The 26,172-nt window shown below is 75.2% G+C and carries 24 protein-coding genes and 1 pseudogene; 11 read left to right on the top strand and 14 right to left on the bottom strand.

The window, feature by feature from the left end; translation table 11 throughout:
* Nucleotides 1-818: pseudogene (locus MNZ29_RS16575) on the bottom strand (hypothetical protein); the annotation flags it as partial.
* A gap of 144 nt (nt 819-962) precedes the next feature.
* On the opposite strand from MNZ29_RS16575, the gene MNZ29_RS16570 reads away from it, so the two are divergent.
* Together MNZ29_RS16570 and MNZ29_RS16565 are read left to right on the top strand one after the other, a co-directional pair.
* Entirely contained in the window at nt 963-2,561 is a 1,599-nt protein-coding gene (locus tag MNZ29_RS16570; RefSeq protein ID WP_242355977.1) for an ABC-F family ATP-binding cassette domain-containing protein, read from the top strand.
* A 180-nt stretch (nt 2,562-2,741) separates the two neighbouring features.
* The gene (locus MNZ29_RS16565; protein ID WP_242355975.1) at nt 2,742-3,551 is read left to right on the top strand and encodes a DUF4412 domain-containing protein; all 810 of its coding nucleotides are present in this window, start codon (nt 2,742-2,744) and stop codon (nt 3,549-3,551) included.
* Between the two features lie 19 nt (nt 3,552-3,570).
* Here MNZ29_RS16565 and MNZ29_RS16560 read toward each other — a convergent pair whose 3' ends face one another.
* Nucleotides 3,571-4,362: a glycerophosphodiester phosphodiesterase gene (locus MNZ29_RS16560; protein WP_242355974.1), complete on the bottom strand. Its 792-nt coding sequence runs from the start codon at nt 4,360-4,362 to the stop codon at nt 3,571-3,573.
* A gap of 82 nt (nt 4,363-4,444) precedes the next feature.
* Here MNZ29_RS16560 and MNZ29_RS16555 point away from each other — a divergent pair, with 82 nt between their 5' ends.
* Nucleotides 4,445-5,278, top strand: coding sequence for an SAM-dependent methyltransferase (locus MNZ29_RS16555; protein WP_242355972.1), 834 nt, complete (start codon nt 4,445-4,447; stop codon nt 5,276-5,278).
* 44 nt (nt 5,279-5,322) lie between these two features.
* Complete coding sequence (locus MNZ29_RS16550; protein ID WP_242339933.1) at nt 5,323-6,057, top strand: phosphatase PAP2-related protein; 735 nt, start codon at nt 5,323-5,325, stop codon at nt 6,055-6,057.
* Between the two features lie 43 nt (nt 6,058-6,100).
* Here the strand turns inward: MNZ29_RS16550 and MNZ29_RS16545 are convergent, their stop codons facing one another.
* Nucleotides 6,101-7,963 carry a TRAP transporter large permease subunit gene (locus MNZ29_RS16545; RefSeq protein WP_242339932.1) on the bottom strand — a complete coding sequence of 621 codons (1,863 nt, stop codon included), beginning with the start codon at nt 7,961-7,963 and terminating at the stop codon, nt 6,101-6,103.
* A 73-nt stretch (nt 7,964-8,036) separates the two neighbouring features.
* Between MNZ29_RS16545 and MNZ29_RS16540 the strand changes: the two genes are divergently transcribed.
* Entirely contained in the window at nt 8,037-8,948 is a 912-nt protein-coding gene (locus MNZ29_RS16540) for a TRAP transporter TatT component family protein (protein ID WP_242339931.1), read from the top strand.
* Between the two features lie 17 nt (nt 8,949-8,965).
* The gene (gene dctP / locus MNZ29_RS16535) at nt 8,966-9,946 is read left to right on the top strand and encodes a TRAP transporter substrate-binding protein DctP (protein WP_242339930.1); all 981 of its coding nucleotides are present in this window, start codon (nt 8,966-8,968) and stop codon (nt 9,944-9,946) included.
* Here dctP and MNZ29_RS16530 read toward each other — a convergent pair whose 3' ends face one another.
* Together MNZ29_RS16530 and MNZ29_RS16525 are read right to left on the bottom strand one after the other, a co-directional pair.
* Nucleotides 9,947-10,870: a hypothetical protein gene (locus MNZ29_RS16530; protein ID WP_242339929.1), complete on the bottom strand. Its 924-nt coding sequence runs from the start codon at nt 10,868-10,870 to the stop codon at nt 9,947-9,949. It lies immediately after the preceding gene.
* A gap of 40 nt (nt 10,871-10,910) precedes the next feature.
* On the bottom strand, nt 10,911-11,279 hold the full coding sequence (locus MNZ29_RS16525) for a response regulator (RefSeq protein ID WP_242339928.1): 369 nt from the start codon (nt 11,277-11,279) through the stop codon (nt 10,911-10,913).
* A 165-nt stretch (nt 11,280-11,444) separates the two neighbouring features.
* Between MNZ29_RS16525 and MNZ29_RS16520 the strand changes: the two genes are divergently transcribed.
* The 3 genes from MNZ29_RS16520 to MNZ29_RS16510 are packed head-to-tail and all read left to right on the top strand — an operon-like array spanning nt 11,445 to nt 13,446.
* Nucleotides 11,445-12,377, top strand: a complete 933-nt coding sequence (locus MNZ29_RS16520; RefSeq protein WP_242339927.1) for a DUF429 domain-containing protein — start codon at nt 11,445-11,447, stop codon at nt 12,375-12,377.
* On the top strand, nt 12,368-13,012 hold the full coding sequence (locus MNZ29_RS16515; protein ID WP_242339926.1) for a uracil-DNA glycosylase family protein: 645 nt from the start codon (nt 12,368-12,370) through the stop codon (nt 13,010-13,012). The genes MNZ29_RS16520 and MNZ29_RS16515 overlap by 10 nt, the downstream gene beginning before the upstream one ends.
* A complete protein-coding gene (locus MNZ29_RS16510) occupies nt 13,009-13,446 on the top strand; it encodes a septal ring lytic transglycosylase RlpA family protein (protein ID WP_242339925.1) in 438 nt (145 codons plus the stop codon). The genes MNZ29_RS16515 and MNZ29_RS16510 overlap by 4 nt, the downstream gene beginning before the upstream one ends.
* A gap of 56 nt (nt 13,447-13,502) precedes the next feature.
* Here MNZ29_RS16510 and MNZ29_RS25030 read toward each other — a convergent pair whose 3' ends face one another.
* From MNZ29_RS25030 to MNZ29_RS16485, 5 genes are all read right to left on the bottom strand, one after another.
* Entirely contained in the window at nt 13,503-14,957 is a 1,455-nt protein-coding gene (locus tag MNZ29_RS25030) for a sensor histidine kinase (protein WP_242355970.1), read from the bottom strand.
* Nucleotides 14,954-15,643, bottom strand: coding sequence for a ribulose-phosphate 3-epimerase (rpe, locus tag MNZ29_RS16500; RefSeq protein WP_242339923.1), 690 nt, complete (start codon nt 15,641-15,643; stop codon nt 14,954-14,956). The genes MNZ29_RS25030 and rpe overlap by 4 nt, the downstream gene beginning before the upstream one ends.
* A gap of 81 nt (nt 15,644-15,724) precedes the next feature.
* Complete coding sequence (locus MNZ29_RS16495) at nt 15,725-17,047, bottom strand: transcription antitermination factor NusB (protein WP_242355968.1); 1,323 nt, start codon at nt 17,045-17,047, stop codon at nt 15,725-15,727.
* Nucleotides 17,044-17,985: a methionyl-tRNA formyltransferase gene (gene fmt, locus MNZ29_RS16490; protein WP_242355966.1), complete on the bottom strand. Its 942-nt coding sequence runs from the start codon at nt 17,983-17,985 to the stop codon at nt 17,044-17,046. Before fmt ends, MNZ29_RS16495 begins: the two co-directional genes overlap by 4 nt.
* A gap of 71 nt (nt 17,986-18,056) precedes the next feature.
* Nucleotides 18,057-19,334, bottom strand: coding sequence for a glycerate kinase (locus tag MNZ29_RS16485; protein WP_242355964.1), 1,278 nt, complete (start codon nt 19,332-19,334; stop codon nt 18,057-18,059).
* A 92-nt stretch (nt 19,335-19,426) separates the two neighbouring features.
* Here MNZ29_RS16485 and MNZ29_RS16480 point away from each other — a divergent pair, with 92 nt between their 5' ends.
* Together MNZ29_RS16480 and MNZ29_RS16475 are read left to right on the top strand one after the other, a co-directional pair.
* A complete protein-coding gene (locus tag MNZ29_RS16480) occupies nt 19,427-20,074 on the top strand; it encodes a hypothetical protein (protein WP_242355962.1) in 648 nt (215 codons plus the stop codon).
* A gap of 16 nt (nt 20,075-20,090) precedes the next feature.
* The gene (locus tag MNZ29_RS16475; protein WP_242339918.1) at nt 20,091-21,632 is read left to right on the top strand and encodes a HEAT repeat domain-containing protein; all 1,542 of its coding nucleotides are present in this window, start codon (nt 20,091-20,093) and stop codon (nt 21,630-21,632) included.
* A 155-nt stretch (nt 21,633-21,787) separates the two neighbouring features.
* Here the strand turns inward: MNZ29_RS16475 and MNZ29_RS16470 are convergent, their stop codons facing one another.
* The 4 genes from MNZ29_RS16470 to MNZ29_RS16455 form a co-directional block, all read right to left on the bottom strand.
* Nucleotides 21,788-23,167 (bottom strand): LETM1 domain-containing protein, encoded by a 1,380-nt coding sequence (locus tag MNZ29_RS16470; RefSeq protein ID WP_242355961.1) that lies wholly within the window; start codon nt 23,165-23,167, stop codon nt 21,788-21,790.
* 109 nt (nt 23,168-23,276) lie between these two features.
* Nucleotides 23,277-24,353, bottom strand: a complete 1,077-nt coding sequence (gene recA / locus MNZ29_RS16465; RefSeq protein WP_242339916.1) for a recombinase RecA — start codon at nt 24,351-24,353, stop codon at nt 23,277-23,279.
* Between the two features lie 185 nt (nt 24,354-24,538).
* The gene (locus tag MNZ29_RS16460) at nt 24,539-25,141 is read right to left on the bottom strand and encodes a YqgE/AlgH family protein (RefSeq protein ID WP_242339915.1); all 603 of its coding nucleotides are present in this window, start codon (nt 25,139-25,141) and stop codon (nt 24,539-24,541) included.
* Nucleotides 25,142-25,306: 165 nt separating this feature from the next.
* The gene (locus MNZ29_RS16455; protein ID WP_242339914.1) at nt 25,307-25,885 is read right to left on the bottom strand and encodes an HPF/RaiA family ribosome-associated protein; all 579 of its coding nucleotides are present in this window, start codon (nt 25,883-25,885) and stop codon (nt 25,307-25,309) included.
* Nucleotides 25,886-26,172: the final 287 nt, after the last annotated feature.

The raw sequence follows: 26,172 nt of genomic DNA, 5'->3' as shown, positions 1-26,172 counted from the left end.
CCGGGGCAGAGCCAGCGGGAAGCGCCGGCCCGCCGGAGCGCCTCCGCGAGGACGCCGCGTCCCCAGGCGGCCGCGGCCCCGGCCATGAGCACGGCCGCGCCGGTCTCGAGCGGCGAGATCGCGCGCGGCACCCCGCGAGCGCGCTCCAGGAACGCGGGCGCCCAGGTGGCGAGCGCGCCGGCCGCGAAGGCGACGAGCGCGCCGCCGGCGAGCGCGCGCCGGAACGCGGGATGGCGGGGGAGCGCGGAAGGGGCGGCGGCGACCGCCCCCCGGCTCAGCGTGACGGTGGCGAGGAGCGAGGTCGCCGCGGAGGCGACGAGGGCCGCGCGCCAGCCGAGCCGCCAGCCGAGCGCGCCAGCGCCCGCATAACCGAGCGCCGCGAGCGCGACCGCAGTGGTGACGAGGGCGCCGCCGCCGGGCAAGGTCTCCTCGCCTTCGCGCGGCGTCTGCCGCGCAGGGGCCGCGGCCGCCGAGGCGGCGCCCGCCGCCGCGCGCGAGAGGAGGAGCGTCCCCGCGCCCCGCGACGCCCAGGCGAGCGCCCCCGCCGCGCTCCACAGGGCGGCCGAGAGCACCCCGCGGATCCTTCGGGCGGGCGCGCGCGCGGGGCGCAGCGCGAGGACGCCCAGCGCGAGCGCGGGGACGCTCGCGGCGAGCCCGAGCTGCAGATCGGTGAGCCACAGGTCGGCGCGCATCCGCTCCAGCACCGCGCCGAAGGCGGCGCGATCGAGGAGCGGCAGCGCGTGCACGAGCGCCAGGAGCGCAGCGGCGCGGGCGGCCGGGCGGGCGGGCAAGCGGGACTCGGCGCGGGGCGCCCTCACGCGGCGGGAGCCTAAACCGCGAGGGCGAGCGGGTCGAGAACGCGAACGCTGGCGGACGCTCGCCGCGCGCGGAGGGAGGCCGTTCCGGCGAGGGTTCGGCCGGCTCGCAAATACCCGGCGTTTCCGCTAAAACGCCCCGCGACCATGATCTCAGTGCAGAACGTCACCAAGGCCTTCGGCCCGAAGCGGCTTTTCGAGGACGTGAACGTCGCGTTCTCGCCCGGGAACCGGTACGGCCTCACCGGCCCGAACGGCGCGGGCAAGACCACCTTCATGAAGATCCTCGCCGGGGACGAGGAGTCCGACACCGGCTCCGTTCTCCGGCCGAAGAAGCTCGGCATCCTCCGCCAGGACCACTTCCGCTTCGAGGACAACCGCGTCCTCGACGTCGTCCTCATGGGCAACGGCGGGCTCTGGGCAGCGATCCAGGAGAAGGAGGCGCTCCTCGCCAAGGAGGAGATCTCCAATGAGGACGGCACCCGGCTCGGCGAGCTCGAGGGGACCATCGCCGAGGAGGACGGCTACTCGGCGGAGGCCGACGCGGCGGAGCTGCTCCAGGGCCTCGGTATCGAGGAGCCCTGGCACGATCAGCCCATGCGGGCGCTCACCGGCGGCTACAAGCTGCGCGTCCTGCTCGCGCAGGCGCTCTTCGGCAAGCCCCAGGGGCTGCTCCTCGACGAGCCCACGAACCACCTCGACATCGAGTCCATCCGCTGGCTGGAGAAGTTCCTCCACGCCTACGAGGGCGTGCTCATCACCATCTCGCACGACCGCCACTTCCTGAACGCGATCTGCACGCACATCGCGGACATCGACTACGAGACGATCATCACCTACCCGGGCGGCTACGACGACATGGTCCGCCAGAAGGGCCAGGTGCGCTCGCGCGTCGAGTCGGAGAACGCGGAGAAGAAGAAGAAGATCGAGCAGCTCCGCGAGTTCGTGGCCCGCTTCCACGCCGGCACGCGCGCCTCCCAGGTCCAGAGCCGCATCCGCTCGATGCAGAAGCTCAAGCTCGAGGACATGAAGCGCTCGAACATCCAGGCGCCGTTCATCAAGTTCGAGCAGAAGGCGCCCTCGGGGAAGCAGACGCTCACCGTCGAGGGCATCGACAAGCGCTACGGCGGCAACGAGGTGATCCAGCCGTTCAGCGCGCTCGTCACCCGCGGCGAGAAGATCTGCGTCATCGGCAAGAACGGCGTCGGCAAGACCACGCTCGTGAAGATGATCGCGGGCGAGCTGCAGCCGGACCACGGTCACGTGAAGTGGGGCCACCAGGCGCAGGTCGGCTACCTGCCGCAGGATCAGCAGGGGGCGATCCGGCCGGGGACCACCGCGTTCGGCTGGCTGCGCGAGCTCGAGGACAAGCTCTCCAACGAGGAGATCTCCGGGCTGCTCGGCCGGATGCTGTTCTCGGGCGAGGAGCGGATGAAGCCCACCGCGACGCTCTCCGGCGGCGAGACGGTCCGGCTCCTGCTCGCGAAGCTCATGCTCTTCAAGGACAACGTCCTCGTCCTCGACGAGCCGACGAACCACCTCGACCTGCAGTCGATCGCGGCGCTCTCGGAGGGGCTGCAGCGCTACGAGGGCACCCTCGTCGTCGTCACGCACGACCAGGAGCTCATCCGCGAGGTGGGCACTCGCATCTGGGCGCTGCACCAGGGGGAGCCGGTGCTCGACTTCCCGGGCACCTTCGACGAGTTCGTCGAGAAGCACCCGGATCTCGCCAGCGCGCACGGCTGATCCTCCGTCCCGCCGGACGGCCGAGCGCGAGCGCGCCGGGGCGCGCGCGCCGCTCGCCGCGCAGGCCCTCGCCTCGGGTTCCCTCCGGGTGGGGCAGCAGGCGAGGTCTCCCGTGGCGCGCTGCCGCCGAGCGGCGCATCATCGGCCGGGCCGCTACTGGGGCGGCCGGGAGGGATGTCCATGCGTCAGCTCGTCGTCGCAGCGCTCTCGCTCGCGGTCGCCCTCGGCGCGCGCGGCGCGGAGTTCGAGGGCAGGGCCGAGTACCGGATGACGGGGGGCGAAGGGCCCGCGCGCGAGGGCCACGCCGTCGTGTACCTGTCGCCGAGGGGCTCGCGCAGCGAGCTCGACGTCGCCCCGCCGCCCGAGCTCGTGCAGCAGGGGCTGAAGGACCGGCTGCGGATGATCTCGATCGTGAAGGCGAGCGAGCCCGGGCGCGTGTACTTCCTGCACGAGGAGCGCAAGAGCTACAGCGTCGTCGACTCGAAGCGGGAGGGCGAGCCGCAGGAGCGCTGGACGGTGAAGCGCGCCGGGAGCGATCGCGTCGCGGGGCTCCGCTGCGATCGGGCCAAGGTCGAGAGCTCGGGCGGCGCGAGCTTCGACGTCTGCGTGACGCGCGAGCTCGGGACCGTCGCGGGCTGGGCGGCGGCGAGCGGCGACGCGGACTCGGCGCTGCCGCGCGCCCTGAAGGAAGCCGGGCTCGACGGCCTGCCGGCGCGCTGGGTCCTCCTCGACGCGAAGACGGGCGAGCCGCGCATGAAGATGGAGCTCGTGAGCGCGAAGAAGCAGAAGGTGCCGGCCTCGATGCTCGAGGTGCCGGCCGGCTACGCCCGCACGGAGTCGCCGGTCGCCTCGCCGGAGATGCAGCAGAAGATGGAGGAGGCGATGAAGCAGCGCGAGGAGGCGCTGAAGAACCTCCCGCCGGAGCAGCGCAAGAAGCTGGAGGAGCTGATGAAGCCGCCCGCGGGCGAGGCGCCGCCGGCCGGCAAGTGACCCCGACGCGAGCGGGGCGTCAGCGGCCCAGCACGGCGCGGAGCACGTCGGGCCGATCGGTCACGATCGCGTCGACGCCCATCGCGAGCAGCGCGCGCATCTCGTCGGCGGCGTCGACCGTCCAGGCGTGCACGGGCATGCCGCGCCCGTGGAAGTGCGCGATGACCGGCGGGCAGACCACCTCGAGCTCGTTCATGCGCGCCGGCAGCGAGGCGAGCGCGTAGCCGCCGGGGCAGGCGGACGCGTCGCCGCCGGAGAGCGCCGCGAGGACGTGGCAGGTGGCGGCCTCCTGCGGCAGGTACCGCGCGCAGGCGGGGACGATCGCCCCCAGGCGCTCGGCCTGCGCGTCGAAGAACGATCCCACGCAGACGCGGTGCTCCGCGCCGGCCGCCCGGATCGCCGCCGCGAGCGCCTCGGCGAGCGCCGGCTCCTCGGACTTCGCGTCCACGATGAAGCGCATGGCCGGGTAGCGCGCGAGCGCCTCGGCGAAGGTGGGGATCCGGACGCCCGTGCCGCGGCGCGGAAAGGTGCGGCCCCCGTCCGGCGTGAAGCCGAACGCGGCGTCGAGCGTCCGGAGCTCTTCGAGCGTCCGGCCCTCGACCGTCCCGGGCGCGCCGGTGATCCGCTCCGTGGTCTCGTCGTGGAAGACGATCACCACGCCGTCTCGCGTGCGCCGCACGTCGGTCTCGATGGCGTCCGCGCCGAGCTCCGCGGCCACGTCGAAGGCGGGGAGCGTGTTCTCCGGGGCGAGGGCGCTGCCGCCGCGGTGGGCGACGAGCCAGGGGGAGGGGAGGGAGAGGAAGGGGTGCATGGGTCGGGTCGAGGGCGAGATCGGGGGCGAGGATCGAGATCATCTTCGATCTCGGCGCCTCCCTCGGTTACAACACGCCCGCATGCGCCGCCAGGTGAAAGGGGAGGCCGTCCGCCGCGAGCTCCTCCCCGGCACGTCCACGGAGCTCCTGAAGGAGCTCCACCTCCTCACGCGCGCGGGCGATCTCAACGCGGACAGCCTGCGCAAGCTCAAGCAGGTGAACCACCTCGCGGGGCTCCTCGCGCCGGCGCTCGACGACGTGCTCGGCCGCTTCGGCGACCCGGTCGTCGTGGACTGCGGCGCGGGCAAGAGCTACCTCGGCTTCGTCCTCTACGAGCTCTTCCTCCGGCCGGCCGGCAAGGGGAGCCTCCTCGCGGTCGAGTCGCGCCCGGACCTCGCGCGCGCGGGCGCGGAGCGCGCCGCGCGGCTCGGGTTCGACCGGCTCCGCTTCGTCGAGGCGCCCATCGCGGGCGCGCCCGTGCCCGAGCGCGTCCACGTCGTCACCGCGCTCCACGCCTGCGACACGGCCACGGACGACGCGCTCGCGCTCGCCATCCGCCACGGCGCGGACCACGTCGCGGTGGTGCCGTGCTGCCAGGCGGAGGTGGCGCGCCAGCTCGCCGGTGCGCCGGCGCCGTCCCCTCTCCTCGCGCCGCTCTTCGACCACCCCTGGCACCGGCGCGAGTTCGGGTCGCACCTCACGAACGTCGTCCGCGCGCTCGCGCTCGAGGCGGCCGGCTACAAGGTGACCGTCACCGAGCTCACCGGGTGGGAGCACTCGGTGAAGAACGAGCTCATCCTCGGCAAGAAGGTGCGGGCCTCCTCGCGCGACGCGAAGGAGCGGCTCGACGCGCTCGTGGCGGCGGCCGGGGTCCGGCCGAAGCTCCTCCGGCTGCTCGCGGGCGAGCCGGCGTAGGCCGCCTTTGCGCGCCGGCGCCGGCGCGTGGGATAAGCCCGCCCGTGGACCTGCGACGAACAGAGGGTGAGCGGGTCGAGGTCGCCGCGATCGAGGCCGAGGGCCCGCGCGGGCTCGCCGGCCTGCGCGCGCTGTGGCGCGCCGTGCTCGGCGCGCTCGCCTTCCGCGCCGCCTGCTACGCGGTCATGACCGCCGCGGCGATCTGGAACGAGCGGCGCCTCGCGCCGCCGCTCCCGGACCTCGTGCTGTCGGCGGTGCCGTACGTCGACTGGATCGCCCGCGCGAACTACGTGCTCTGGCTCGTCGCGTACGTCCCGCTCGCGCTCGCGCTCCTGTGGCGCGCGCCTCGCCGCTTCGCCCGCTACACCGTGACGGGCGGCCTCGTCTCGCTCGCCCGCGGCGCGACGCTCGTCCTCACCGGGCTCGGCGCCCCGCCGCCGCAGGTCGGCGGCGTCGGGATCGCGGGCCACGGGTTCGGCGAGGTGTTCCTGTCCCTCGTGTCCCCGTGGCAGGTGTTCGCCGACGGGTCCATGCGCGCCTACCTCACGCAGGATCTGTTCTTCTCGGGCCACACCGCGACCACCTTCCTGCTCGTGCTGTACGTGTGGCGCTCGCCGCCGCTCCGCGCGGCCGCGCTCGTCGCCCACGTGCTCGTCGTCGCGTCGGTCTTCCTCTCGCACCTGCACTACGCGATCGACGTGGTGGGCGCGTACGCGGTGACGTTCGCGATCTTCGCCTTGCGCGAGGGCTGGCCCGCCCGCGCGGGCGACGGGGCCTGAAGGCCGCGGCGCGCGCTCCCGGGTACGGGGCCGCGCGGGCGCGCTACTTCCCGACGAGCAGCTCGACGACGCCCGTCGTGATGGCCGGCAGGTAGGTGATGGCGAGCACGCCCGCCGCCATGATGAGCAGGAACGGGAAGGCCTTGCGGTACATGTAGGGCAGGGGCTTGCCGAAGCGCGAGGCGGCGAGGAAGAGGTTCAGGCCCATCGGCGGGAACAGGAACCCGAGCTCGAGGTTCGCGAGGAACACGACGCCGAGGTGGATGGGCTCGATCCCGTAGGCCGCGCCGAGGGGCGCCACGAGGGGGGCGAGCACCACGATCGCCGAGTAGATCTCGAGCACGCTCCCGAGGACGAGGAGCACCGCGTTCAGCATGAGCAGGAAGAGCGCCGGGCTCTTCACGGTCGCGGTCATCCACTCGACGAGCCGGGTGGGGATCTCCGCGTCCACGAACCAGGAGGTGAGCCCGAGCGCCGTGCCGAGCAGGATGAGCACGCTGCCGACGAGGGCGGCCGCGTCCACGAGCACGCGCGGCAGATCCCGCAGCGGGTGGATGGAGCGGAAGATGAAGAGCTCGACCACGATCGAGTAGGCCGCCGCGAGCGCCGCCGCCTCGACGATGGTGGCGAACCCGGTCGCGACGGAGACCACGACCAGGGTCGGCAGGCCGAGGTCCCACTTCGCCGCCCACAGCGCGGCGGCCGCCTCGCGCGGCTCGAACCGCTCGCGCGGCGCGTGGGAGCGGATGCCGACCGCCACGCCGTACGCGGCGACGATGACGATCATGAGCAGGCCCGGGACGAGCCCGCCGAGGAACAGGTGGTCGATGGGCGCCTGGGCGACCACGCCGTAGAGGATGACCGGCAGCGAGGGCGGGAAGAGCAGACCGAGCGAGCCGGAGGCGGTGACGAGCCCGACGGAGAAGTCCTCCGGGTAGCCCTCGCGGCGGAGCGCGGGGAGGAGGAGCCCGCCGAGCGCGAGGATCGTGACGCCGGACGCGCCCGTGAACGTCGTGAAGAGCGCGCAGACGAAGGTCGCCATGATGGCGACGCCGCCGGGCATCCAGCCGAAGATCCCCTTGTACGCGCGGACCAGCCGCTGCGCGGCGCCGCCCTCGGCGAGCACGTAGCCGGCCGCGGTGAGGAGCGGGATCGCCGGCAGCGTGGCGGAGGAGACGAGGTTGAACGTGGCCGTGGGCACCGCCGCGATCGCCTCGGAGCCCCCGTCGCGGAAGAACAGGGCCATCGCGACGCCGCTCATCGCGACGAAGACCGGCGCGCCGAGCAGGAACGCCGCGAGCACGATCGCGAGGAGGATCCAGACGAGCGTCGGCCCGGGCTCGACCGCGCCGAGCACGAAGGCGGAGGCGGCGAGGGCGAAGGCCGCGGCGCGGGTCGCCCAGCGCTCCGCGCCGGCCCCGTCGCCGGCGCGCCAGGCGAAGCGGAGCGCCATGAAGCCGAAGCCGATCGGCATCACGAGCTCGCTCCACGCCACGCGGATGCCGAACGCCACCGTCCCGAAGCCCCTCCACTCGACGGCCACGAGCCGGGCCGACGCCCACGCGAGGAGCGCGCAGGCGGCCGCCGACACGGCCTGGGTGAAGAACCGTGCCATCCGCCGCGGGCGTCCCGCGGGGACGAGCTCGATGGTCGAGAGGGCGAGGTGGTGGCCGGACGCGGTGGCGAGCAGCGCGCCGAGGAAGCCGACCCACAGCGTGATGTGCTGCGCGAGCACCGCGGAGCCCGGCAGCTCGCGCCCGGTGAAGCGGCGCGAGACCGTCGAGGCCGCGGGGAGGGCGACCATCGCGAGGAGGAAGAAGGCGAGCAGGCCGCGCTCGAGCCGCGTGCCGGCGGCGCGGGCGGGAGCGACCTCGGAGTCGGGAGGGAGCGTGGATGGGGCGGTCACGAGAAAGTCGATTGACCCGTCAGGGAGGGGCAAATATGACTACCACGAACTCCCCTCAGCCGCGCCCTTTCCCGTGAAGCGACTCCTGCTCGTCACTGCACTCTCCGTCACCGCTGCGTCCCTCACCGGCTGTCGCAGCACCGCCATGTCGTTCGTCTCCGACGCCGTGGCCCAGAGCGGCTCCGCCTACGGGTCGGACGACGATCCCGAGCTCGTCCGCGAGGCCGTGCCCTTCGGCCTCAAGACGATGGAGGGGCTCCTCTCCGAGAACCCGGAGCACGAGGGCCTGCTCCGGGCCCTGGCGGGCAACTTCACCCAGTATGCGTACGCGTTCGTCCAGTCGGACGCCGATCGCGCGGACCTCGACGGCAACCTCGACGCGGCCCGCGCCGGCCGGGAGCGGGCGCGCAAGCTGTACCTCCGCGCGCGCGACTACGGCCTGAGGGCGCTCGAAGAGCGGCACGAGCACCTCTCGGCGCAGCTCCGCGAGGGGCGGGATCTCGCCAAGGCGCTGAAGCGCGCCGAGAAGCGGGACGTGGAGGCGCTCTACTGGACGGCGTCCGCCTGGACGCTCGCCATCGCGAACGGCAAGGGAGACATGGCGCTCGTGGCCGAGCTCCCGATCCCGGTCGCCATGATGGAGCGGGCGCTCGCGCTCGACGAGCGCTGGGGGGAGGGGGCGCTGCACGAGTACTTCGTCTCGCTGGACGCCGCCCGCGGCGAGCACGAGGGCGGCGGCCCGGCGCGCGCGAAGGCGCACCTCGACCGCGCGCTCGAGCTCTCGTTGAACAAGAAGCTGGGCCCGCGCGTCGCTTATGCAGAGGGAACCCTGGTGAAGCAGCAGGACCGGGCCGCGTTCGAGCGCGAGCTCGAGGAGGTCCTGCGGGCGAACGCCGAGGAAGTGCCGAAGTACCGGCTCGCGAACATCCTCGCGCAGCGGCGCGCGCGCGTCCTGCTCGACCACGTCGAAGACCTGTTCCTCTGATCCCCAAGGAGATCCCCGTGAAGAAGCTGCTCCTCGCCGCGCTGCTCGCGGCGCTCGCCACCGCCGCCCGCGCGCAGACCGTGACGCTGAAGCTCGGCACGCTCGCGCCGCAGGGCTCCACCTGGCACGACCTCCTCCGCGAGATGGCCCAGAAGTGGGAGCAGGCGTCGGGCGGGAAGGTGAAGCTCCGCATCTACGCAGGCGGCGCCCAAGGGTCCGAGGGCGACATGGTCCGCAAGATGGGGATCGGCCAGCTCCAGGCGGCCGCCATCTCGAACGTCGGCATGCACGACGTCATCCCCGAGCCCCAGGCGCTGAGCGTGCCGTTCCTGTTCCAGAGCGAGGGGCAGATGGAGTGCGCCTTCGACAAGGTGCGCCCCCGCGTGGAGCAGGCGCTCGAGAAGCGCGGCCTCATCGCGCTGCAGTGGAGCCGGATCGGGGCGATCCACCTGTTCTGCGACTCGCCGTTCAAGACCCCCGCCGAGATGAGCCGGGCGAAGATCTGGGCGTGGGAGGGCGATCCCAAGAGCGTCGAGGCGTTCCGGGCGGCCGGGATGCAGCCGGTCGTGCTCTCCGCGAACGACATGTACCCGTCGCTCCAGACCGGGATGATCAACTGCGTCCCGAACGTCCCCCTCTACGTCCTCACCGCGCGCCTGTTCGAGAAGGCGAACAACATGATGGACGTGTCCTGGTCCTACATGATGGGGGCGACCCTCGTGCGGAAGGACGCGTGGGAGAAGATCCCGGCGGACCTCCGGCCGAAGCTGCTCCAGATCGCGAAGGAGCTCGGGCAGAAGGTCGACGTCGAGGTTCGCCGCCTCAACGCCGACGCCGTCGGCGCCATGCAGAAGCAGGGCCTGCAGGTCGTGAAGGTCGACGCCGCCCCGTGGCGCCAGGCGATGGAGCGGTCGTGGCCGGTCGTGCGCGGCGGCGTCGTCCCGGCGGAGTTCTTCGACGCGGTGAAGGCCGCGCGCGACGCCTGCCCGGCGAAGTAGTCAAAGGTCCGCGCCCGCGACGAAGCGGGCGAGATCGCGCCGCAGCGCGCGGCAGGCGAAGATCAGGGTGAGGTGGCCGCGCGGGTAGCTCCGCGCGGTCGCTCCCCAGGCCGCCGCGAGCCCGAGCGCGCCCGCGCTGAGCGCGATCCGATCCTCCCGTCCCACCGCCACGAGCACGCGCCGCGCGGTCGGCCGGCGCGCGTCCGCGCGGAAGGGCGCGAGCATGCGGGAGAGCGCGTCGGGCGGGGGCGCCGGCGCGCCGGCGCGGCGCGCGAGGGCGAGGTAGCGCCGGCCGATGCGGGTGCCCGCGAACACCGCCGCCAGATCCGCCGGAGGCGCGACGAGCGCCGCGAAGTCGAGCGGCTCGGGCGCGGTCGCGGCGAGGGCGGCGGCGAGCGCGCCGAGGGAGAGCCCCACCACCCCGACCGATCCCTCCCCGCGAGCGCGGGCGAGCGCCGTGAGGACCCTGATCTCGAGCACGAGCTGCTCGAACGCCCCGCGCAGCGCGGGGAGGTCGGGCGAGACGAAGCCCTCGCCGCTGCGCGTGCCCGGAGGCGAGCGCTGCAGGTGGCGCGGCGGCACGAGCGTCCAGACGTCGAGGCCCGCGCGCGCGAGGAGCCGCGCGTACCCGGCGACGACGGCGAGCCGCGGCACCTTCCACGGCGGCACCAGGATGGCGGTTCCCCGCCGGGCACCGCGCGCGGCGCGCGCGTGCACGGCCATCCTGTCGTCGCCCGGGGCGGGGCGCGGCGACTCCGCGAGCCAGTCCCCCTCCCGCGGCGGCGCCGCGGGGAGCACCGGCAGCGGCCCGAAGCAGTCGAGCGGCACGCCGGGGGCCGCGCGGAAGCCGACCGCCGGACGTACGCGGCGATCCTCCGTCCACATCGCGAACCCGTCGATCGCGCGGTCGAGGAGCGGGGCCATCGGCGACTTCACGAGCCGGGCGGCACCACCGGTCGCAGCCTCAGCACAGCCTGTGGATCGTGTCGATGAGCGAGTCCAGATCGAACGGCTTCGCGAGGAACGCGGCCGCGCCGAGCCCTGCGACGGCGCGCCGGTCCGCGGCGTGGTTCGCCGACACCACCACCGTGGGGATGCCTGCGATGCGCGGGTCCTCGCGCTGGGCGGAGCGGAACGTCCAGCCGTCCATCACCGGCATGGTGAGGTCGAGCAGGATGACGCTCGGTGCAGCGGAGCGGGTGAGGTGCGCGAGCGCCTCGGCGCCGTTCGCGGCGCAGGAGACCTCGAAGCCTTCGTCCTGGAGCAGCTCCGCGAGCGTCTGCCGGATCGCGGTGTCGTCCTCGACGACGAGGATGCGGGCGGGGGAAGCCACGTTCGGCTGCACATTAGGCAGCGGGATCCCGTCCGGGAACCCGGGTACGCGAGGTGGCCCCAATCGAGACTCGCGCCGGGGTGATCCGGGGTGCGCCGTTGACACTCATGGCAAGCGAAAGGTAAACGCACCGGTCGCGCCGCGTGCGCCGGAGAGTCCAGGAAGATGTCGGAGAACGAGGGCACGAGCAGCTCTGCCGCGGCGGTGTTCGGCCGCGCGCGCCCGCCCTCGTTCTCGCTGCCGGATCGCGGGGTCGTCATCGGCCTCCGCTGGAGCGGCGTCGAGGGCGCGGGCAACCAGATCCTCGCCGCCAAGATCGAGTGCGGCCGGACGAAGACCAGGCTCACGCGGCTGTGGCGTCCGTTCACCGACGCGCCGGGCCGGCGCGACGTGCACGCGCGCTTCGCCGCCTGGGTCGCGGAGGAGGCGAAGTGGGCCGAGGGGCGCCTCGTCCTCGGCGTGGACTTCGCCCTGTCGCTCTCGGAGACCCACCTCCGCCAGCTCGGGCTCCTGCGCCAGGCCATCCGCGGGCCGGCGGTGCTCGGCCGGAACCTCCACGAGCGGTTCGTCGGTCCGGGAGGCGACTTCACCGAGGGCGCGGCGAAGTTCCGGGACGAGCTCGGCAAGGATCGCCCGCGCGCGACCGACTGCTACCGCGCAGAGGTCGGGGCGCCGACGAGCGCGCGCAGCTACCGCCAGACGTTCTTCGGGCTGTGCACGCTCGCCCAGGTCCAGGCGAGCTTCCTCCCCTGGGATCCGCCGCAGACCGGCAAGCCCGCCGTGGCGGAGGTGCGGCCCGCGCACGTCGCCCGCGTCGTCTGCGGCGTCTGCGCCTACCGCGACGACGACCGCGACGGCATCTCTCGCGCCTCGACCCGCGCGGCGATCCTCCGCACCCTCCGCAGCGCCTCGAAGCTGGAGTTCGAGATGGAGCAGGCCGCGCAGGTCGTCGAGGACGGCCGCGGCGACCACCTCGACGCGGTCCTCGCCGCCACCGGCGCCGCGGCCGCGTGGGAGGACGGGTTCCAGGGCGTCCCGTCGAACGTGCCGCGCTCGGAGGGCTGGATCCACTCCGTGCGCGAGGAGCCGTGGCGCTGAGCGCGGGGCGCGCCGCTGCCGCCGCCGCGCTCGCGGCGGTGCACCGCGACATCCAGGCGTTCCAGCCGCGCGGCTTCGGTCCGCCCGTGCACGGCCCGGCCGTGGCGAGCCGCATCTTCCTCATCGGTCAGGCGCCCGGCCCGCACGAGGCGCGGTTCGGCCGCCCCTTCGCGTGGACGGCGGGCAAGACGCTCTTCCGCTGGCTCGAGCGCGCGACCGGCGCCGACGAGGAGACGGTGCGGGCGCGCGTCTACATCAGCGCCGTGGTGCGCTGCTTTCCCGGCAAGACGAAGGGCGGAGGGGACAGGGTCCCCACGCCCGACGAGTGCGCGCTGTGGCGGGGCTTCGTCGCCCGAGAGGTGGAGATCCTCGCGCCGCGACTCGTCATTCCGGTCGGCCGGCTCGCCATCCAGGAGGTGCTCGGCCACACGGAGCCCATCGCGGCCGTGGTCGGACGCACGCTCAGGACGCAGTTCCACGGGGTGGACGTCGACGTCATCCCGCTCCCGCATCCGTCCGGGGCCTCCACCTGGTTCAAGATGGAGCCGGGGCGCACCCTGCTCGACCAGGCGCTCACGCTGCTCGCGAGTCACCCGGAGGTCGCGCGCACCTTCCGGCGGAGGGCGCGGCCGTGAGCGCTCGGCGCCCGCGCACGCTCGGCCGGGTCGCGCCGGTCGCCGTGCTCCTCGCCGCCCTCGCCGCCTGCACCCACGCCCCGCGTCGCTCGGAGCCCGAGGAGTCGCCGCGCCCGTCCTCGGCCGCGCCCGCGGGCGAGGAGGGCGAGGTCGGCCTCGCGAGCTTCTACGCGAGGAAGTTCCACGGCCGGCGCACCGCGAGCGGGGCGCGCTACGACATGCACGCCATGACCTGCGCGCACCCCCGGGCGCCGTTCGGCGCGCGCCTCAAGGTCACCGATCTCGAGAACGGGCGGAGCGTCGTCGTCACCGTCACCGACCGCGGGCCGTTCAAGCGCGGGCGGGTGGTCGACCTCTCGATGGCGGCGGCGCGCAAGCTCGGGATCGTCGACCGCGGCCTCGCCCGCGTCCGCGTGGAGGCGGTCGAGGACTGACCGGCCCCCGGGTCGCGGGCGGGCCGTGAAGGCGCGGCCCGCGTCGGATCGGTCGATCAGCCGCCGAGCTCCGGCAGCTCCAGCACGGCGCGCGTGCCCTTGCCCGGCTCGCTCTCGAGCCAGAGCGCGCCGCCGCTCCCCTCCACCACGCCCCGCGAGATGGCGAGCCCGAGCCCGCGCCCGCGCCCGTCGCGCTTGGTCGAGAAGAACGGCTCGAACGCGCGGCGGAGGACGTCGGGCGGCATGCCGGCCCCGTCGTCGGAGACGGTGATCCGCACGGCGCCCCCTCGCCGCTCCGCGCGCACCTCGACGCGGCCGGCGCGCCCCTCCGGCACCGCGTCGGCGGCGTTCGCGAGCAGGTTGCCGAGCACGTGCGCGACGCTCTCCGGCCGCGCGCGCACGGAGAGGCCGGCCGGGATCTCCTCGAGGATCCGGATCCGGTCGCCCGCGCGGATGCGGGCGTGGGACACGCTCGCCCGCACCACGTCGGCGACGACGGCGCGGCCGCCAGGCTCCGCGGCGGCGGCCCCGCCCGCGTCGGCGAGCGCGCGGACGAGCGTGCCGAGCCGCTCGAGCGCCGCGAGCGCGTCCGCGATGGCGTCGCGACCCTCGTGGCCCGAGCCGTCCGCGCGCCGCAGCCCGTCCTCGAGCAGGCGCAGGTTCGTCGTGATCACCGCGGCCGGGTCGCGGATCTCGTGGGCGACCGCGGTCGCGAACCGGCCCAGGGCCGCGAGCTTCTCGGACTGGTGCAGCGCGGCCTGGGCCTCCGCGAGCGCGTGCGTGCGGGTGTCGACGAGCTCCTCGAGCCGCGCGCGCATCGACTGCAGCGCGCGGGCGTTGTCGGAGAAGCGCACGGTGATCGTCCAGTAGACCGCGACGATCGGCACGATGAAGCCGGTGTCGAGGAGGTACGGCGTCGGGAACCGGCCCGTCGTCGCGAACGCGTCGTTGAGGCCGAAGAGGATCAGGGTCCCGAAGGCGGCGGCGTGGACGCCGGCGTGCCGGATGCCGGCGCGCCAGGCGCGCACGAAGCGCCACCAGGTGACGAGCGAGGCGCCGAGGAGGACGGCGAAGACGGCGTAGCCGAACGTGGTCGGGAGGGCGTCCCGGTAGACGGCGCCGAACGCCGGCACCTCGTGGCTGACGACGTCGTACGTGAAGACCACGCCGGGGATGAGCGCGAGGGCGGCGAGCAGGAGGAACGCCCGGCTCGCCGCGTGCTGCCACCGGCCGGGCTTCAGGCCGGCGAACGTCTCGGAGTAGCCGAACCAGGCCCAGAAGTGCACGAGCGCGCTCGCCACCTGGAACCGCGAGGTGAGCGTGACGATCGGATCGGGGAGCCCGAGCGTCGTCGCGAGGTTGCACACCGCGTAGGCCGCCGCGGAGAACGCGACGAGCGAGAAGCGGTGCTGATCGCGCCAGCCGGGCGCGAGCGAGAGCCGGCGCGAGAGCGCGCCGGCGAGCACCGCGACGAGCGCCGCCGACGCGGCGATGGCCGCGGCGACGTTCACCTCCGGCCACCGGCCGCGCGCGCACCCTCCGCGCCGGCGCGGATCGCGTCGATGGCGGCCCGGTAGTCGGGGGCGCCGAACACGGCGGTCCCCGCGACGAGGACGTTCGCGCCCGCGCCCGCGACGAGGGCCGCCGTCTCGGGCTTCACCCCGCCGTCCACCTCGATCTCCAGCGCCGGGTTGCGCGCGTCGGCGAGCGCCCGGAGCTGGCGGATCTTGTCGGTGCACGCGTCGATGTAGCGCTGGCCTCCGAACCCGGGGTTCACGGTCATGACGAGCACCATCTCGCAGTCGCCGATCACCCACTCGATCGCGGAGAGCGGCGTCGAGGGGTTGAGCGCGACGGCGGGCCGCGCGCCGGCGGCGCGGATCGCCTGCAGCGTGCGGTGCAGGTGCGGGGACACCTCGGCGTGGACGGAGACGAGGTCGGCGCCCGCCCGGGCGAACGCCTCCACGTAGCGCTCCGGCTCGACGATCATGAGGTGCGCGTCGATCGGCAGCTTCGTCACCTTCCGGACCGCCTCGACCACGAGCGGCCCGATGGTGATGTTCGGCACGAACCGGCCGTCCATCACGTCCACGTGCACGACGTCCGCGCCCGCCGCCTCGATCGCGCGCACCTCCTCGGCGAGGCGGCCGAAGTCGGCGGAGAGGATCGAGGGGGCGATGCGGATCGGCAGGGGCATGGGGCGAACAGTCTACGCGAGACCGGCCGGCGCGTGGGCCGCGGCGCGGGGCGGCGAAGGTCCGCGGCGCGGACCCCGAACTCACCGTACGAGCCGTGCCGCGTAGAAGCCGTCGGTCCCGTGGCGATGGGGCACGGTGAGCAGGTCGCCGTCGGGCGTGAGCACGTCCGCCGGCACCGCGCCGCCCGCGGCGCGGGCGAAGCCTGCGCGCAGCGCGCCCGCGACCACGTCCGGGCCCTCGGCGCGCGAGAGCGAGCAGATCGAGTAGGTCACCGGCGCGCCCCGTCGAGCGTAGCGCGCGGTGCTCGCCAGCACGGCCGCCTGGAGCTCGGCCATCCGGGTGAGATCGGCGGGCGTCCGCCGCAGCTTCAGCTCCGGGTGGCGCCGGAGGGTGCCGAGGCCGGCGCAGGGCGCGTCCACGAGCACGGCGTCGAAGCTCTCGGGCTCGAGGCCCGGGATGGGGCGAGCTGCGTCGGCGCAGATCACCCGGACGCCGGTGAGGCCGCGGCGCGCCGCCTCGCGGGCGAGCTCCTCCGCCTTGCGCGGGTGGAGCTCCACCGCGACGACCTCGGCGCCGGGCGCGAGCAGCTCGGCGAGGTGGAACGCCTTCCCGCCGGGGGCGGCGCAGGCGTCGAGCACGCGCGCGCGCGTCCCGCGGAGCGCGCCCGCCGCGTAGAGGGTGACGAGCTGAGCGGCCTCGTCCTGCACCTGGAAGGCGAGCCCGCCCGCGGCCCGCGCCAGCGCGGCGACCGAGGCCCCCGCGAGGACGATCCCGTCCGGCGAGCGGGGCGTGGGCTCGGCGGCGAGGCCGGCCGCCCGGGCCCGCGCGAGCAGGGCGTCGCGATCCGGCGAGCGCACCGTGAGCGCGGCCGGCTGGTTCATGCCGCGCGCGAGCGCGAGCGCCTCCTCCGGTCCGAGCCAGGAGACCCACTCCTCCGCGAGCCAGCGGGGCAGCGCCTCGGCCACCGCGACGTGCCCCACCGGATCGACCGCGAGGGCGGGCGGCTCGGGCAGGGTCGACGCGCGCGCGAGGGAGCGCAGCACGGCGTTCACGTAGCCCGAGGCGCGCCCGTGGTCTACCGCCTTCACGAGCGAGACGGTCTCGCCGACGGCCGCGTGGGCCGGCTTCCTGAGGAAGAGGAGCTGGTAGGCGCCGAGCCGGAGCGCGACGCGCGCGGCGGGATCGAGCGCGTCCACCGGGCGCCGCGAGTGCGGCGCGAGCGCGCCGTCGATGGCGAGCGCGCGGCGGAGCGTGCCGTAGACGAGCTCGGTCGCGAGGCCGGCCTCGCGCGGGTCGAGCGCGCCGGCGCCCGCGAGCGCCGCGTCGAGCGCGCGCGACGCGTAGGCGCCGCCCTCGTCCACGCGGCGCAGGACCTCGAAGGCGATCTGGCGTGCGGTCGTCATGTGCCGAACGTGAAGGTGCGACGGCGCAGGCCGTTCGCGAAGTCGACCGCGGCCTGCGGGGGCTTCCCCTCGGGCTGCAGCCGGGTGACGAGGAGCGCGGTCCCCTCGCCGCAGCGCACCGCGACGCCGCGCCCCGGCACGACCGCGGCCGCCCCGGGGGCGTCCGGCGCCGCCGCCGCGGCGGCGGGATCCTCGACGACCTCGAGCAGCTTCACGGACCGTCCCTCGAGCGTGGTCGTCGCCCCGGGCCAGGGCGTGAACGCCCGCAGCCGGTCGCGGATGCGCCGGGCGCGGACCGTCCAGTCCACCCGCCCGTCCTCCTTCTCGAGGATCCGCGCGAGGGTGGCGCGCGTCCCGTCCTGTCTCACCGGAACGAGCTCGCCCGCGGCGAGGAGCGCGAGCGCCGCGACGAGCGCCTCGCCGCCCAGCGCGGCGAGCCTCGGCGCGAGCGTCTCGGAGGTGTCGTCGGGGCCGATGGGGAGGACGCGCTGGAGGAGCACGTCGCCCGTGTCGAGCCCCTCGTCCATCTGCATGATCGAGACGCCCGTCTCCGCCTCGCCCTCGGCGATCGCCCACTGGATGGGCGCAGCGCCGCGGTACTTCGGCAGGAGCGACCCGTGCACGTTGAGCGCGCCGTGCGGCGCGAGCTCGAGGAGATCGCGGCCCAGGATCCGCCCGTACGCCGCGACGGCCAGGAGGTCCGGGCGGAGCTGCGCGAGCTCGCGCGCGAGAGAGCCGTCGCGGACCTTCACCGGCTGCAGCACCGGGACGCCGTGCTCGCGCGCCCACGCCTTCGTCGCCGGCTCGCGCAGCGCCTGCCCGCGGCCGGCCGGGCGATCCGGCTGCGCCACCACCGCCGCGATCTCGTGCCCGGCGCGCGCGAGCGCGTCGAGCGGGGGTACGGCGAAGGCGGGAGTGCCCATGAAGACGATGCGCATGAGGGGGTCTGTATAGGCGGGGTCGAGGTCGGGGTCTATCGGGGCGAACGAAGGTCGCGGTCGGGTCGGGGTCACTCGACCGCCACCATCACCAGATCGCACACGTGCGTCCCCGTCTCGAAGCGCGGGATGGCGGCGCCGAGCGCGGCGCAGGCGGGGCCGGAGCGCGCCTCGGCGAGCGCCGCGTCGAGATCGATCCCGGCCCGGGCCGCCTGTCCCGCGGTCTCGCCGTCCACGACCGCGCCCGCGTGCTCGGTCGGACCGTCGCGCCCGTCGGAGCCCGCGGCCAGGACGGCGGCGCGCAGCCCGGCGATCTCCTTCGCCGCGAGCAGCGCGAGCGCCTGCGCGCGGCCTCCGTCGGGGTTGGCGGCGGAGGGCGGGACGTGGATGGTCGGCTCGCCGCCCAGCGCGAGGAGCCGCCGGCCCTGGCCCGCGTTCGCGCGCGCCCACGCGCCGAGCCGCGCCGCCACCTCCGCGACGTCGCCCACGAGCGGCGCGGGATCCGCCTCCGCGTCGAGCCCCCGCCCGCGAGCAACCTCGGCGGCGGCGCGGGCGAGATCCCCCGGGCCGGCGAGGAGGCGGTGCGCGATCGCCGCGAAGCGCGGGTCGCCCGGCTTCGGCGTCTCGCGGGCCGCCGCCGACTCTTCATCCACGAACGCGCGCACAGAGGCGGGCAGGGCGGCGCGGGCGCCGGTGCGGGCGAGGATCCTCTCGACGTCGGCCCAGGTGGTCGGATCGGGCACGAGCGGCCCGGACGCGATCGTGGAGAGGTCGTCGCCCGGCACGTCGGAGAGGACGAGCACGCGCACCGGCGCGGGCGCGAGCCGCGCGCCGAGGCGGCCGCCCTTCAGCGCGGAGAGGTGCTTCCGGACGGCGTTCAGCTCCTGGATCGTCGCGCCGGCGCGCATCACGGCCGCGAGCGCGTCCGCCTTGTCGTCGAGGGAGATCCCCGCCGGCGGGGCCACGGCGAGCGCGCTGCCGCCGCCCGAGAGGAGCACGAGCGCGGCCGACCCGCCGTTCGCGTCGGCCCAGGCGGCGATGGCCTCGCCGGCCTCGAGCGAGCCGCGCGTCGGGCGCGGGTGGCCGGCCGCGATGGTGCGCACGCCCGCCGGCGCCCGCGTGCCCTCGGGGTGGACGCAGAGCGGGTCCGACGCGCGCGACCCCAGCACGGCGAGGGCGGCCTCGATCATCGGCGTCGCGGCCTTTCCGAGGGCGAGCACGCGCACGGGGCCCGCGGGGAGCGGCTCCTCCGCGAGCGCCTCGGCGACGCGACGCGCCGCGCCGAGCTGCGCGACGGCGGTTCGGTAGATGTCCCCACACGTGGAGGCGAGTGGGCGTGGAACCTGCATCGTCACCTCCCGTGCGACGGCGTCGTTGCGGTGCGAGGGGCAAACGATAGAATCGCGGGGGCCCGGCGTCGCGGGGCCGGAGGGAGCATCGCATGGCCGAGGCATCCGCCGCAGCCGACGCGCCCGGCGCAGCCGTGAAGCGGCGGCAGGTCCTCGTCGACCGCGGCTTCCAGCTCAAGTACGCGCTCCTCATGGCAGGCGCCGGGCTGCTCGTCGCGGTCGTGTTCGGGCTGTGGCTCCACCAGGTCCACGCGCAGGTGACCGCGCTCGTCGCCGCCGATCCGGAGACCCGCGCCCTCGTGGCGCGCAGCGACCGCGTGCTCCTCTGGGCGTTCGCCGCGATCGCGCTGCTCCTCGCCGGCTCCCTCGGGCTGCTCGGCGTCGTCATCACCCACCGCGTCGCCGGCCCCATCTTCGTGATGGGCCACTACCTGCGCGTCCTCTCCGAGGGTCGGTTCCCGCAGATGCGCACCCTCCGCAGGAGCGACGAGCTCAAGGCCTTCTTCCGGACCTTCATCGAGGCCGTCGAGCGGATGAAGGCGCGCGAGGCGCGGCACGCGGCGGTCCTCGAGGACGCCCTCGCGCGGATGCGCGCCGCCGCGGTGCGCTCGCCGGAGCTCGCCCCCGCCATCGAGGCGCTCGCCGCCGCCGCGCGCGAGCGGCGCAGCGCCCTCGCCCTCGACGATCCCGAGCCCACGCCGCTCGCCGTCCCTGCGCCGCAGCGGCACGCCGCGCCCTAGCCAGAGAGGTCCCCACATGCGAACCCTCCCCGCCGTAGCCGCCTGCCTCCTCCTCGCCGCGTGCGGGAGCCCCAGCGATCCCGCCGGTTGGGCGAAGCGCGCCGCGAGCCGCAGCCGGCTCGACGAGAAGCTCGACGCGCTCTCCCACGTCCGCAAGGCGCCCGGCGATCGGGCCGCCGCCGTGCCGTACCTCGTGGAGGTCCTCGCGCAGGCGCCGCGCGCCCGCGCCGAGGCGGCCGTGGCGCTCGGCGAGATCGGCGACTCGCGCGCCGCCGCGCCCCTCCTCGCCGCCCTCGATCCGGCGCCCAAGGATCGCGACACGGTCGACGCGAACCGGCGGATCGCCGAGGCGCTCGGCGCGCTGCGCGCGCGCGAGGCCGTCCCGGCGCTGAAGCAGCTCACGGCCTCGTCCGACGGGTACACGCAGGTCGCCGCGGTGGACGCGCTCGGCCGCATCGGCGATCCCTCGGCGGTGGACACGCTCGTCAAGATCGCCACCGGCGATGGCGTCGAGCCGTTCACCGCCAAGAAGGCGCTCCTCGCGCTCGGCTCCATCGCCGATCCGCGCGCCGGCAAGGCCGTGCTCCGCATGCTCTTCGACGAGCGGCCGGGCGTGTCCTTCTTCCCGGAGGCGGCGTTCGCGGCCTACCAGATCGGTCCGCCCATGGCGGCCCCCCTCATCGCGGTCCTGGAGGGCCGCGACGCCGAGCTCGCCGGCTGGGCACGTCAGCGCGGCGTCGTGCAGGGCGCGCTCTACGCCAAGTCTGCGCAGCTCCTCGGCGACGTCGCGGGCGCAGAGGCGGTCCCGGCGCTCGTGCAGAAGCTCTCCTACCAGGACGCGGACCCCCGCCTCGCGCTCTACGTGCGCGTCTTCGCCGCCGAGTCGCTCGGGCGCATGCGCGCCCGCGAGGCGGTCCGCCCCCTCGCGGACCTCGTCGCGCGCGAGCGCGACCCGGACGTGCGCGACCGCTACTGCGACGCGCTCTCCCGCATCGGCGACGCCGGCGCGGTCCCGGCGCTCCGCAGCGCGGCGTCCTCGCAGGACGCGCGGCTCCGCGACGCCGCGCTCGCCACGCTCTCCCGCCTCGGCGGCGCCTCCGAGCGTTCGGTCGTGGAGGCGGCGGCGCAGCGCGTCTGCGCCGCGGGCTGCGACGCCGGGCGCGAGGCCGCGTTCAAGGGCATGCTCGCGCGGCTCGACGCCGCCGCCGCCTGCGGCGGGGACGCGAGCTGCTGGACGGGCAAGCTCGCGGATCCCAGCGCGGCGGTGCGCGATCGCGCGGCGCTCGAGGTGGGGCGCGCGGGCGGCGCGAAGCAGGCCGCGGCGCTCGCCGACGCGCTCGTGCGCCCGGTCGAGCAGGACGCCGACCTCGCCGCGCGCTACCACGCCGTGCTGGGCCTCGGCTGGATCGCCTCCCGCGAGCCGCTCGGAGCGGCGGGCGCGGACCTCGCGGCGAAGATCGACGGCATGATCTCGCACGATCGCGGCCGGACCCTCACCGCCGGCGTGAACGAGGACGCGCTGCGGCTCGCGACGCGGCTCCGACGCGCGGCGCGGTAGCAGCGAGCCGCGGTTCACTCCGGGCGCGGTCGCCTCGGCGATCGCGCCCGGCTCGTCTCCAGGGCCTCACCGCCGGGCGCTTCCGACGACCTGGAGCACGGGCCCGCCCTGCGGCGACGGGCCGCGGCCATCGGGACCGACGGCCGTGCGCAGCCCTACCTCGCCGCCCGCTTCCGCTTCGAGGCGCCCGGGCGCTCCCAGGAGCTCGGCAGGAGGCTGAAGGGCAGGAGCTTCGCGACGAGCGGGAGGAGCAGCATCCCTCCGGGCGCGGCGAAGATCGCGAGGGCGGGCACGGCCTTCGCGAGATCGACGAGCTGCGCCTTCACCTTGCGCTTCTCGTCCTGCGTGAGGGCGTTCCCCGCCGCCGCCTTCGCGAGGAGCTGCCCGAGCTCGCCGGTCTCGCGGATCTCCGTGACGAGGGCGTCGAGGTTGTCGGTGACGGCCGTGGAGACGCGCTCCACCACCACGTCGGTGGCGGCGTCGAGGTCGGCCGTGAACACGTGCCAGCCCGAGCTGCCGCCGTCGCCGAGCGCCTCGAGCCAGTCCGCGTGATCGGCGTGCTGCGCGGCGGCCTCGATCTCCGCGGCCGCGATGACCTGCGCGTCGAGCCGGGCGGCGCGCGCGAACGACTCGACCCACGCTGCCGGCGCGTCGTGCACGAGCTTCAGCCCGAGCTGGGCGAGCCGGAGCTGCTCGAGGAGGAACCCGCGCACGCGCTCCGGCGTGGCCTCGGCGAGGGCCTCGGGCGACCGGGGCGAGGTGATCGCGTGGCGCGTCTCCCGGGTCGCCGCGCGGTCGAGGCCGAGGCGCGCGATCTGCCGGTGGCGCACGGCCTGGGCCGGCGCGCCCGAGAGGCCCGCCGCGCCGAGGAGGCCGGCGAGCGCCTCCGCGAGGAGGGCCGACTCGCGCACGGCGTAGGCGCCGTGGCGCGCGAGGGCTTCGGCCACGAGGCGCCCGTCCCGGTGGTACCCGCAGACGACGCGCGCGAGCCGGCGGCGCAGCACGGCCACGGCCCCGGCGTGGAGGGGCAGCGCGTGCGCCGGATCGCCGGGCGGGTAGAAGCGCGCATGGAGCGCCTCCGCCGCGGCGCGGGCGGCTCGATCCACGGCGCGATCGCTCGCGCCGCCTGGCTGCTCGGGCTCCGCGGCGATCGCGACGGCGTGCTCGCCGACCGCGGCGGCGAGCGCCGCGGCGATCTCGGCACGGCGGCGGGCGCGCACGAACGGATCGCCGCGCAGGAGCGCGAGATCGAGGGCGAGCCCGATGTGCGCGCGGATCTCCTCGATGAACGCGTCCGCGGCAGAGGACGCGGGTGCGCGGCTGCCGTCGGAGGCACCGGGCCGCCCCACCGCGACCCGGCGCCTGAGCGAGCGGGTGACGAGCAGGTTCGCCGCGGGCGCGAGATCGAGCGGAGACGCGCCGGCGCCGCGCACCTCGGCGGGGAGCCGGGCGCGGGCCTGGTCAGGATCGTGGCGGAGGAGCTCCTCGTCGAGGAGCTTCCCCAGCCACCGTCTGTCGGTGAGCCGTCTCGGCACGTGGCGTCCGGGCCGGCGAGTGTAGCGCGCTTCGTTCGGGTCTCGCTCGCCCGCCCGGGTGGAAAGGCGGGAGGGGCGGAGGCCCTCGGCCGGTGAAAAGGCTGGAAGATCAGCGGGCCGACTTGGCCCGGCCCTTCTTCTCCTCGGGCTCCTCGGGGGGCGGCGCGGGGACCGCCACCGGGCCGCGGTGGATCCCGAACTTCTCGAAGGTCTTCCCCTCCACCTGCTGCAGCACCTCGGGGTGCTCGCGGAGGAACGCCTTCGCCTGCTCGCGGCCCTGGCCGATCCGCTCGCCGCCGAAGCTGAACCAGGTGCCGCTCTTCTCGACGATGTTCTCGTTCGAGGCGAGGTCGAGCAGGTCGCCTTCGCGGCTGATCCCCTGGCCGTACATGATGTCGAACTCGACCTCCTTGAACGGAGGGGCGACCTTGTTCTTCACCACCTTCACGCGGGTGCGGTTGCCGATGATCTGGTCGCCGTCCTTGATCGCGCCGATGCGGCGGATGTCGAGCCGCTGCGTGGCGTAGAACTTGAGCGCGTTGCCGCCGGTGGTCGTCTCCGGGTTCCCGAACATCACCCCGATCTTCATGCGGATCTGGTTGATGAAGATGACGATGGTGGAGGACTTGGAGATCGTGCCGGTGAGCTTGCGGAGCGCCTGGCTCATGAGGCGCGCCTGCACGCCCATGTGCGCGTCGCCCATCTCGCCCTCGAGCTCGGCCTTCGGCACGAGCGCGGCGACCGAGTCGACGACGAGCACGTCGATGGCGCCGGAGCGGACGAGCGTCTCGGCGATCTCGAGGGCCTGCTCGCCGGTGTCGGGCTGCGAGATGAGGAGGTCGTCGGTGCGGACGCCCAGCCTCCGCGCGTAGCCCACGTCGAGGGCGTGCTCGGCGTCGACGAACGCCGCGATGCCGCCCTTCTTCTGCGCCTCGGCCACCGCGTGGAGGGCGAGGGTCGTCTTGCCGGAGGACTCCGGGCCGTAGATCTCGATGATGCGGCCGCGCGGGAACCCGCCGACGCCGAGGGCGATGTCGAGCGAGACCGAGCCGGTCGAGACCGCCTGGACGTCCTTCACGAGCGCCTCCTCGTTGCCGAGGCGCATGATCGAGCCCTTCCCGAAGGCCTTCTCGATGGACGAGACGGCCAGCTCGATCGCCTTCTCCTTCTCCGGTGCGACGGCCATTTCTTTCGTCTCCTTGCGGGGGGCGCCTTCAGCGCTCCCGGCGACTTGCGCGGTGGAGGTCTCTCCTAGCAGCGCGCCCTGACAGGCGCTTTCGTCGGGACCTGAACAGATGGATACTGAACGGACGGTCGGCCGTCAAGGAGACGGCCAGGCGCATCCCGGGTACCCCTCGAGACGCACGTGGGTCAGGCCGACGCCCCGCCGCCGCCGACCAGGAATCCCCCCGGCTCCAGGCCGAGCCGGCGCACCGCGGTGTCCCAGCGCTTCTCGAGCGGCACGTCGAACACGAGCGAGCTGCCGTCGAGCTCGAGCGGCACCCACGCGCCGGCCGCCACCTCCCGCTCGACCTGCATCGGCGCCCAGCCGGAGTAGCCGAGCAGGAGCAGGAACGGATCGCCGGCGCCCGGAGCGCGCACGAGCGCCTCCAGCAGCTCGCGCGAGCCGCCCAGGGAGAGGGCGTCGCCGACCTTCACCGCGCCCTCGGCGTCGGCCGCCACGGTCCCTGGCCGGAAGAGGATCCAGAGCCGCTCCGGCTGGACCGGGCCGCCCACGAGCACCGGCGCGTCGGCGCGGCCGTGCGCCTCCGCAGCGCGGCGCAGGTCCTCGTCCACGCTCGCGAGCACCTCAGCGACCGTCACCGGACCGGGGCGATTCACGACGAACCCGAGCGCCCCCTCGCCGTGGTGCTCGGCCATGAGCACGAGCGAGCCCGCGAAGTTCGGGTCGGAGAGGGCGGGAGCGGCGACGAGGTAGCCGGGGGCGAGGCCGGAGGGTGCAGGGCTCTGCATGGTTTCTCCGCGGCCGCCCGACGGGGCGCGCCGCCTCCAGATCTCGCGCGGACGGCCGCGTCGCGCAACTCGCAGCCGCGAAAACGAGAGGGGAGCGCCCCCCTCGGCCGCCGGGCCGCCTCGAGGCGCCCGTCCGATCCCGCCTTCGCGCCGCCCGCGCCGGCTTCAGTGCGCCGGCGCGCTGCGGCGGACCGGGAGCGGGTCCACCGTGCTCGCCTGCGGGCCCTCGTCGCCGCTCTCCTCGACGAAGCGGACGCCGCGGCCGACCTCGAGCCGCGGGAACTGGCCGCGCACCACCGCGTTCGCGTGGAAGTAGACGTCGCGCCCGTCCGGCGTGCGCAGGAACCCGTAGTGCTCGTCCGGGAACAGGCGCACCACCACCCCCTCCGTAGCCGCCGCGTGGGCCTTCACGCGGCCGTCGAGACGCCGCACGCGATCCTCGAGCTGCCGCCGCGCCTCGCGAAAGGCCTGCTTCACCACCGCGTAGAGATCCTCGTGCGTATCCGTGCCCAGGGGGGGATTGCGCCCCACGACGATCCTGCCGCGCGGGATCGACACCTCCAGCCGGACCCGGTACTGGCCGCCGCTGTGCCGGTGATGCCGGCTCGGCGCCTCGAGCCTCACCGTGCACCCGACGATCCGGTCCGAGGCGCGCTCGAGTCGCGCCGCCTCGGACTGGATGAGCGTCGCCACCGCCTGGGAGGGCGTCACGTTCCGCCAGCCGATCTCGATGGGCTTCTGCATCGCGTCACCTCCGCCTGCCTAGCGCCTGCCGCGCCGAGACCGGCGGCCCCGGCGCCGCACCCTCATGCTACGTCCGGCACCCTGCCCGGCGCCGCAGAGAGGCGGGGCGCTCCGGAGGTGGCCTGCGTACGAACCGCGGTGCCCCCCGCTCCCCGCCCGTGCCGCGCGCGCTCGACGGTGGCCCGCCCGCCGGGCGGAGCGGCGCACGCCCGCGCGGCGCGCGCCACCGAGCGCGCCGACCCAAGGTGCTCCGTTGCGGCGCGCGCGCCCGCGGCGGGATCCTGGGG

Source organism: Anaeromyxobacter sp. SG64 (genome assembly GCF_022690745.1).
GTDB lineage: Bacteria > Myxococcota > Myxococcia > Myxococcales > Anaeromyxobacteraceae > Anaeromyxobacter > Anaeromyxobacter soli.
This window is presented reverse-complemented; position numbering and strand designations above follow the sequence as displayed.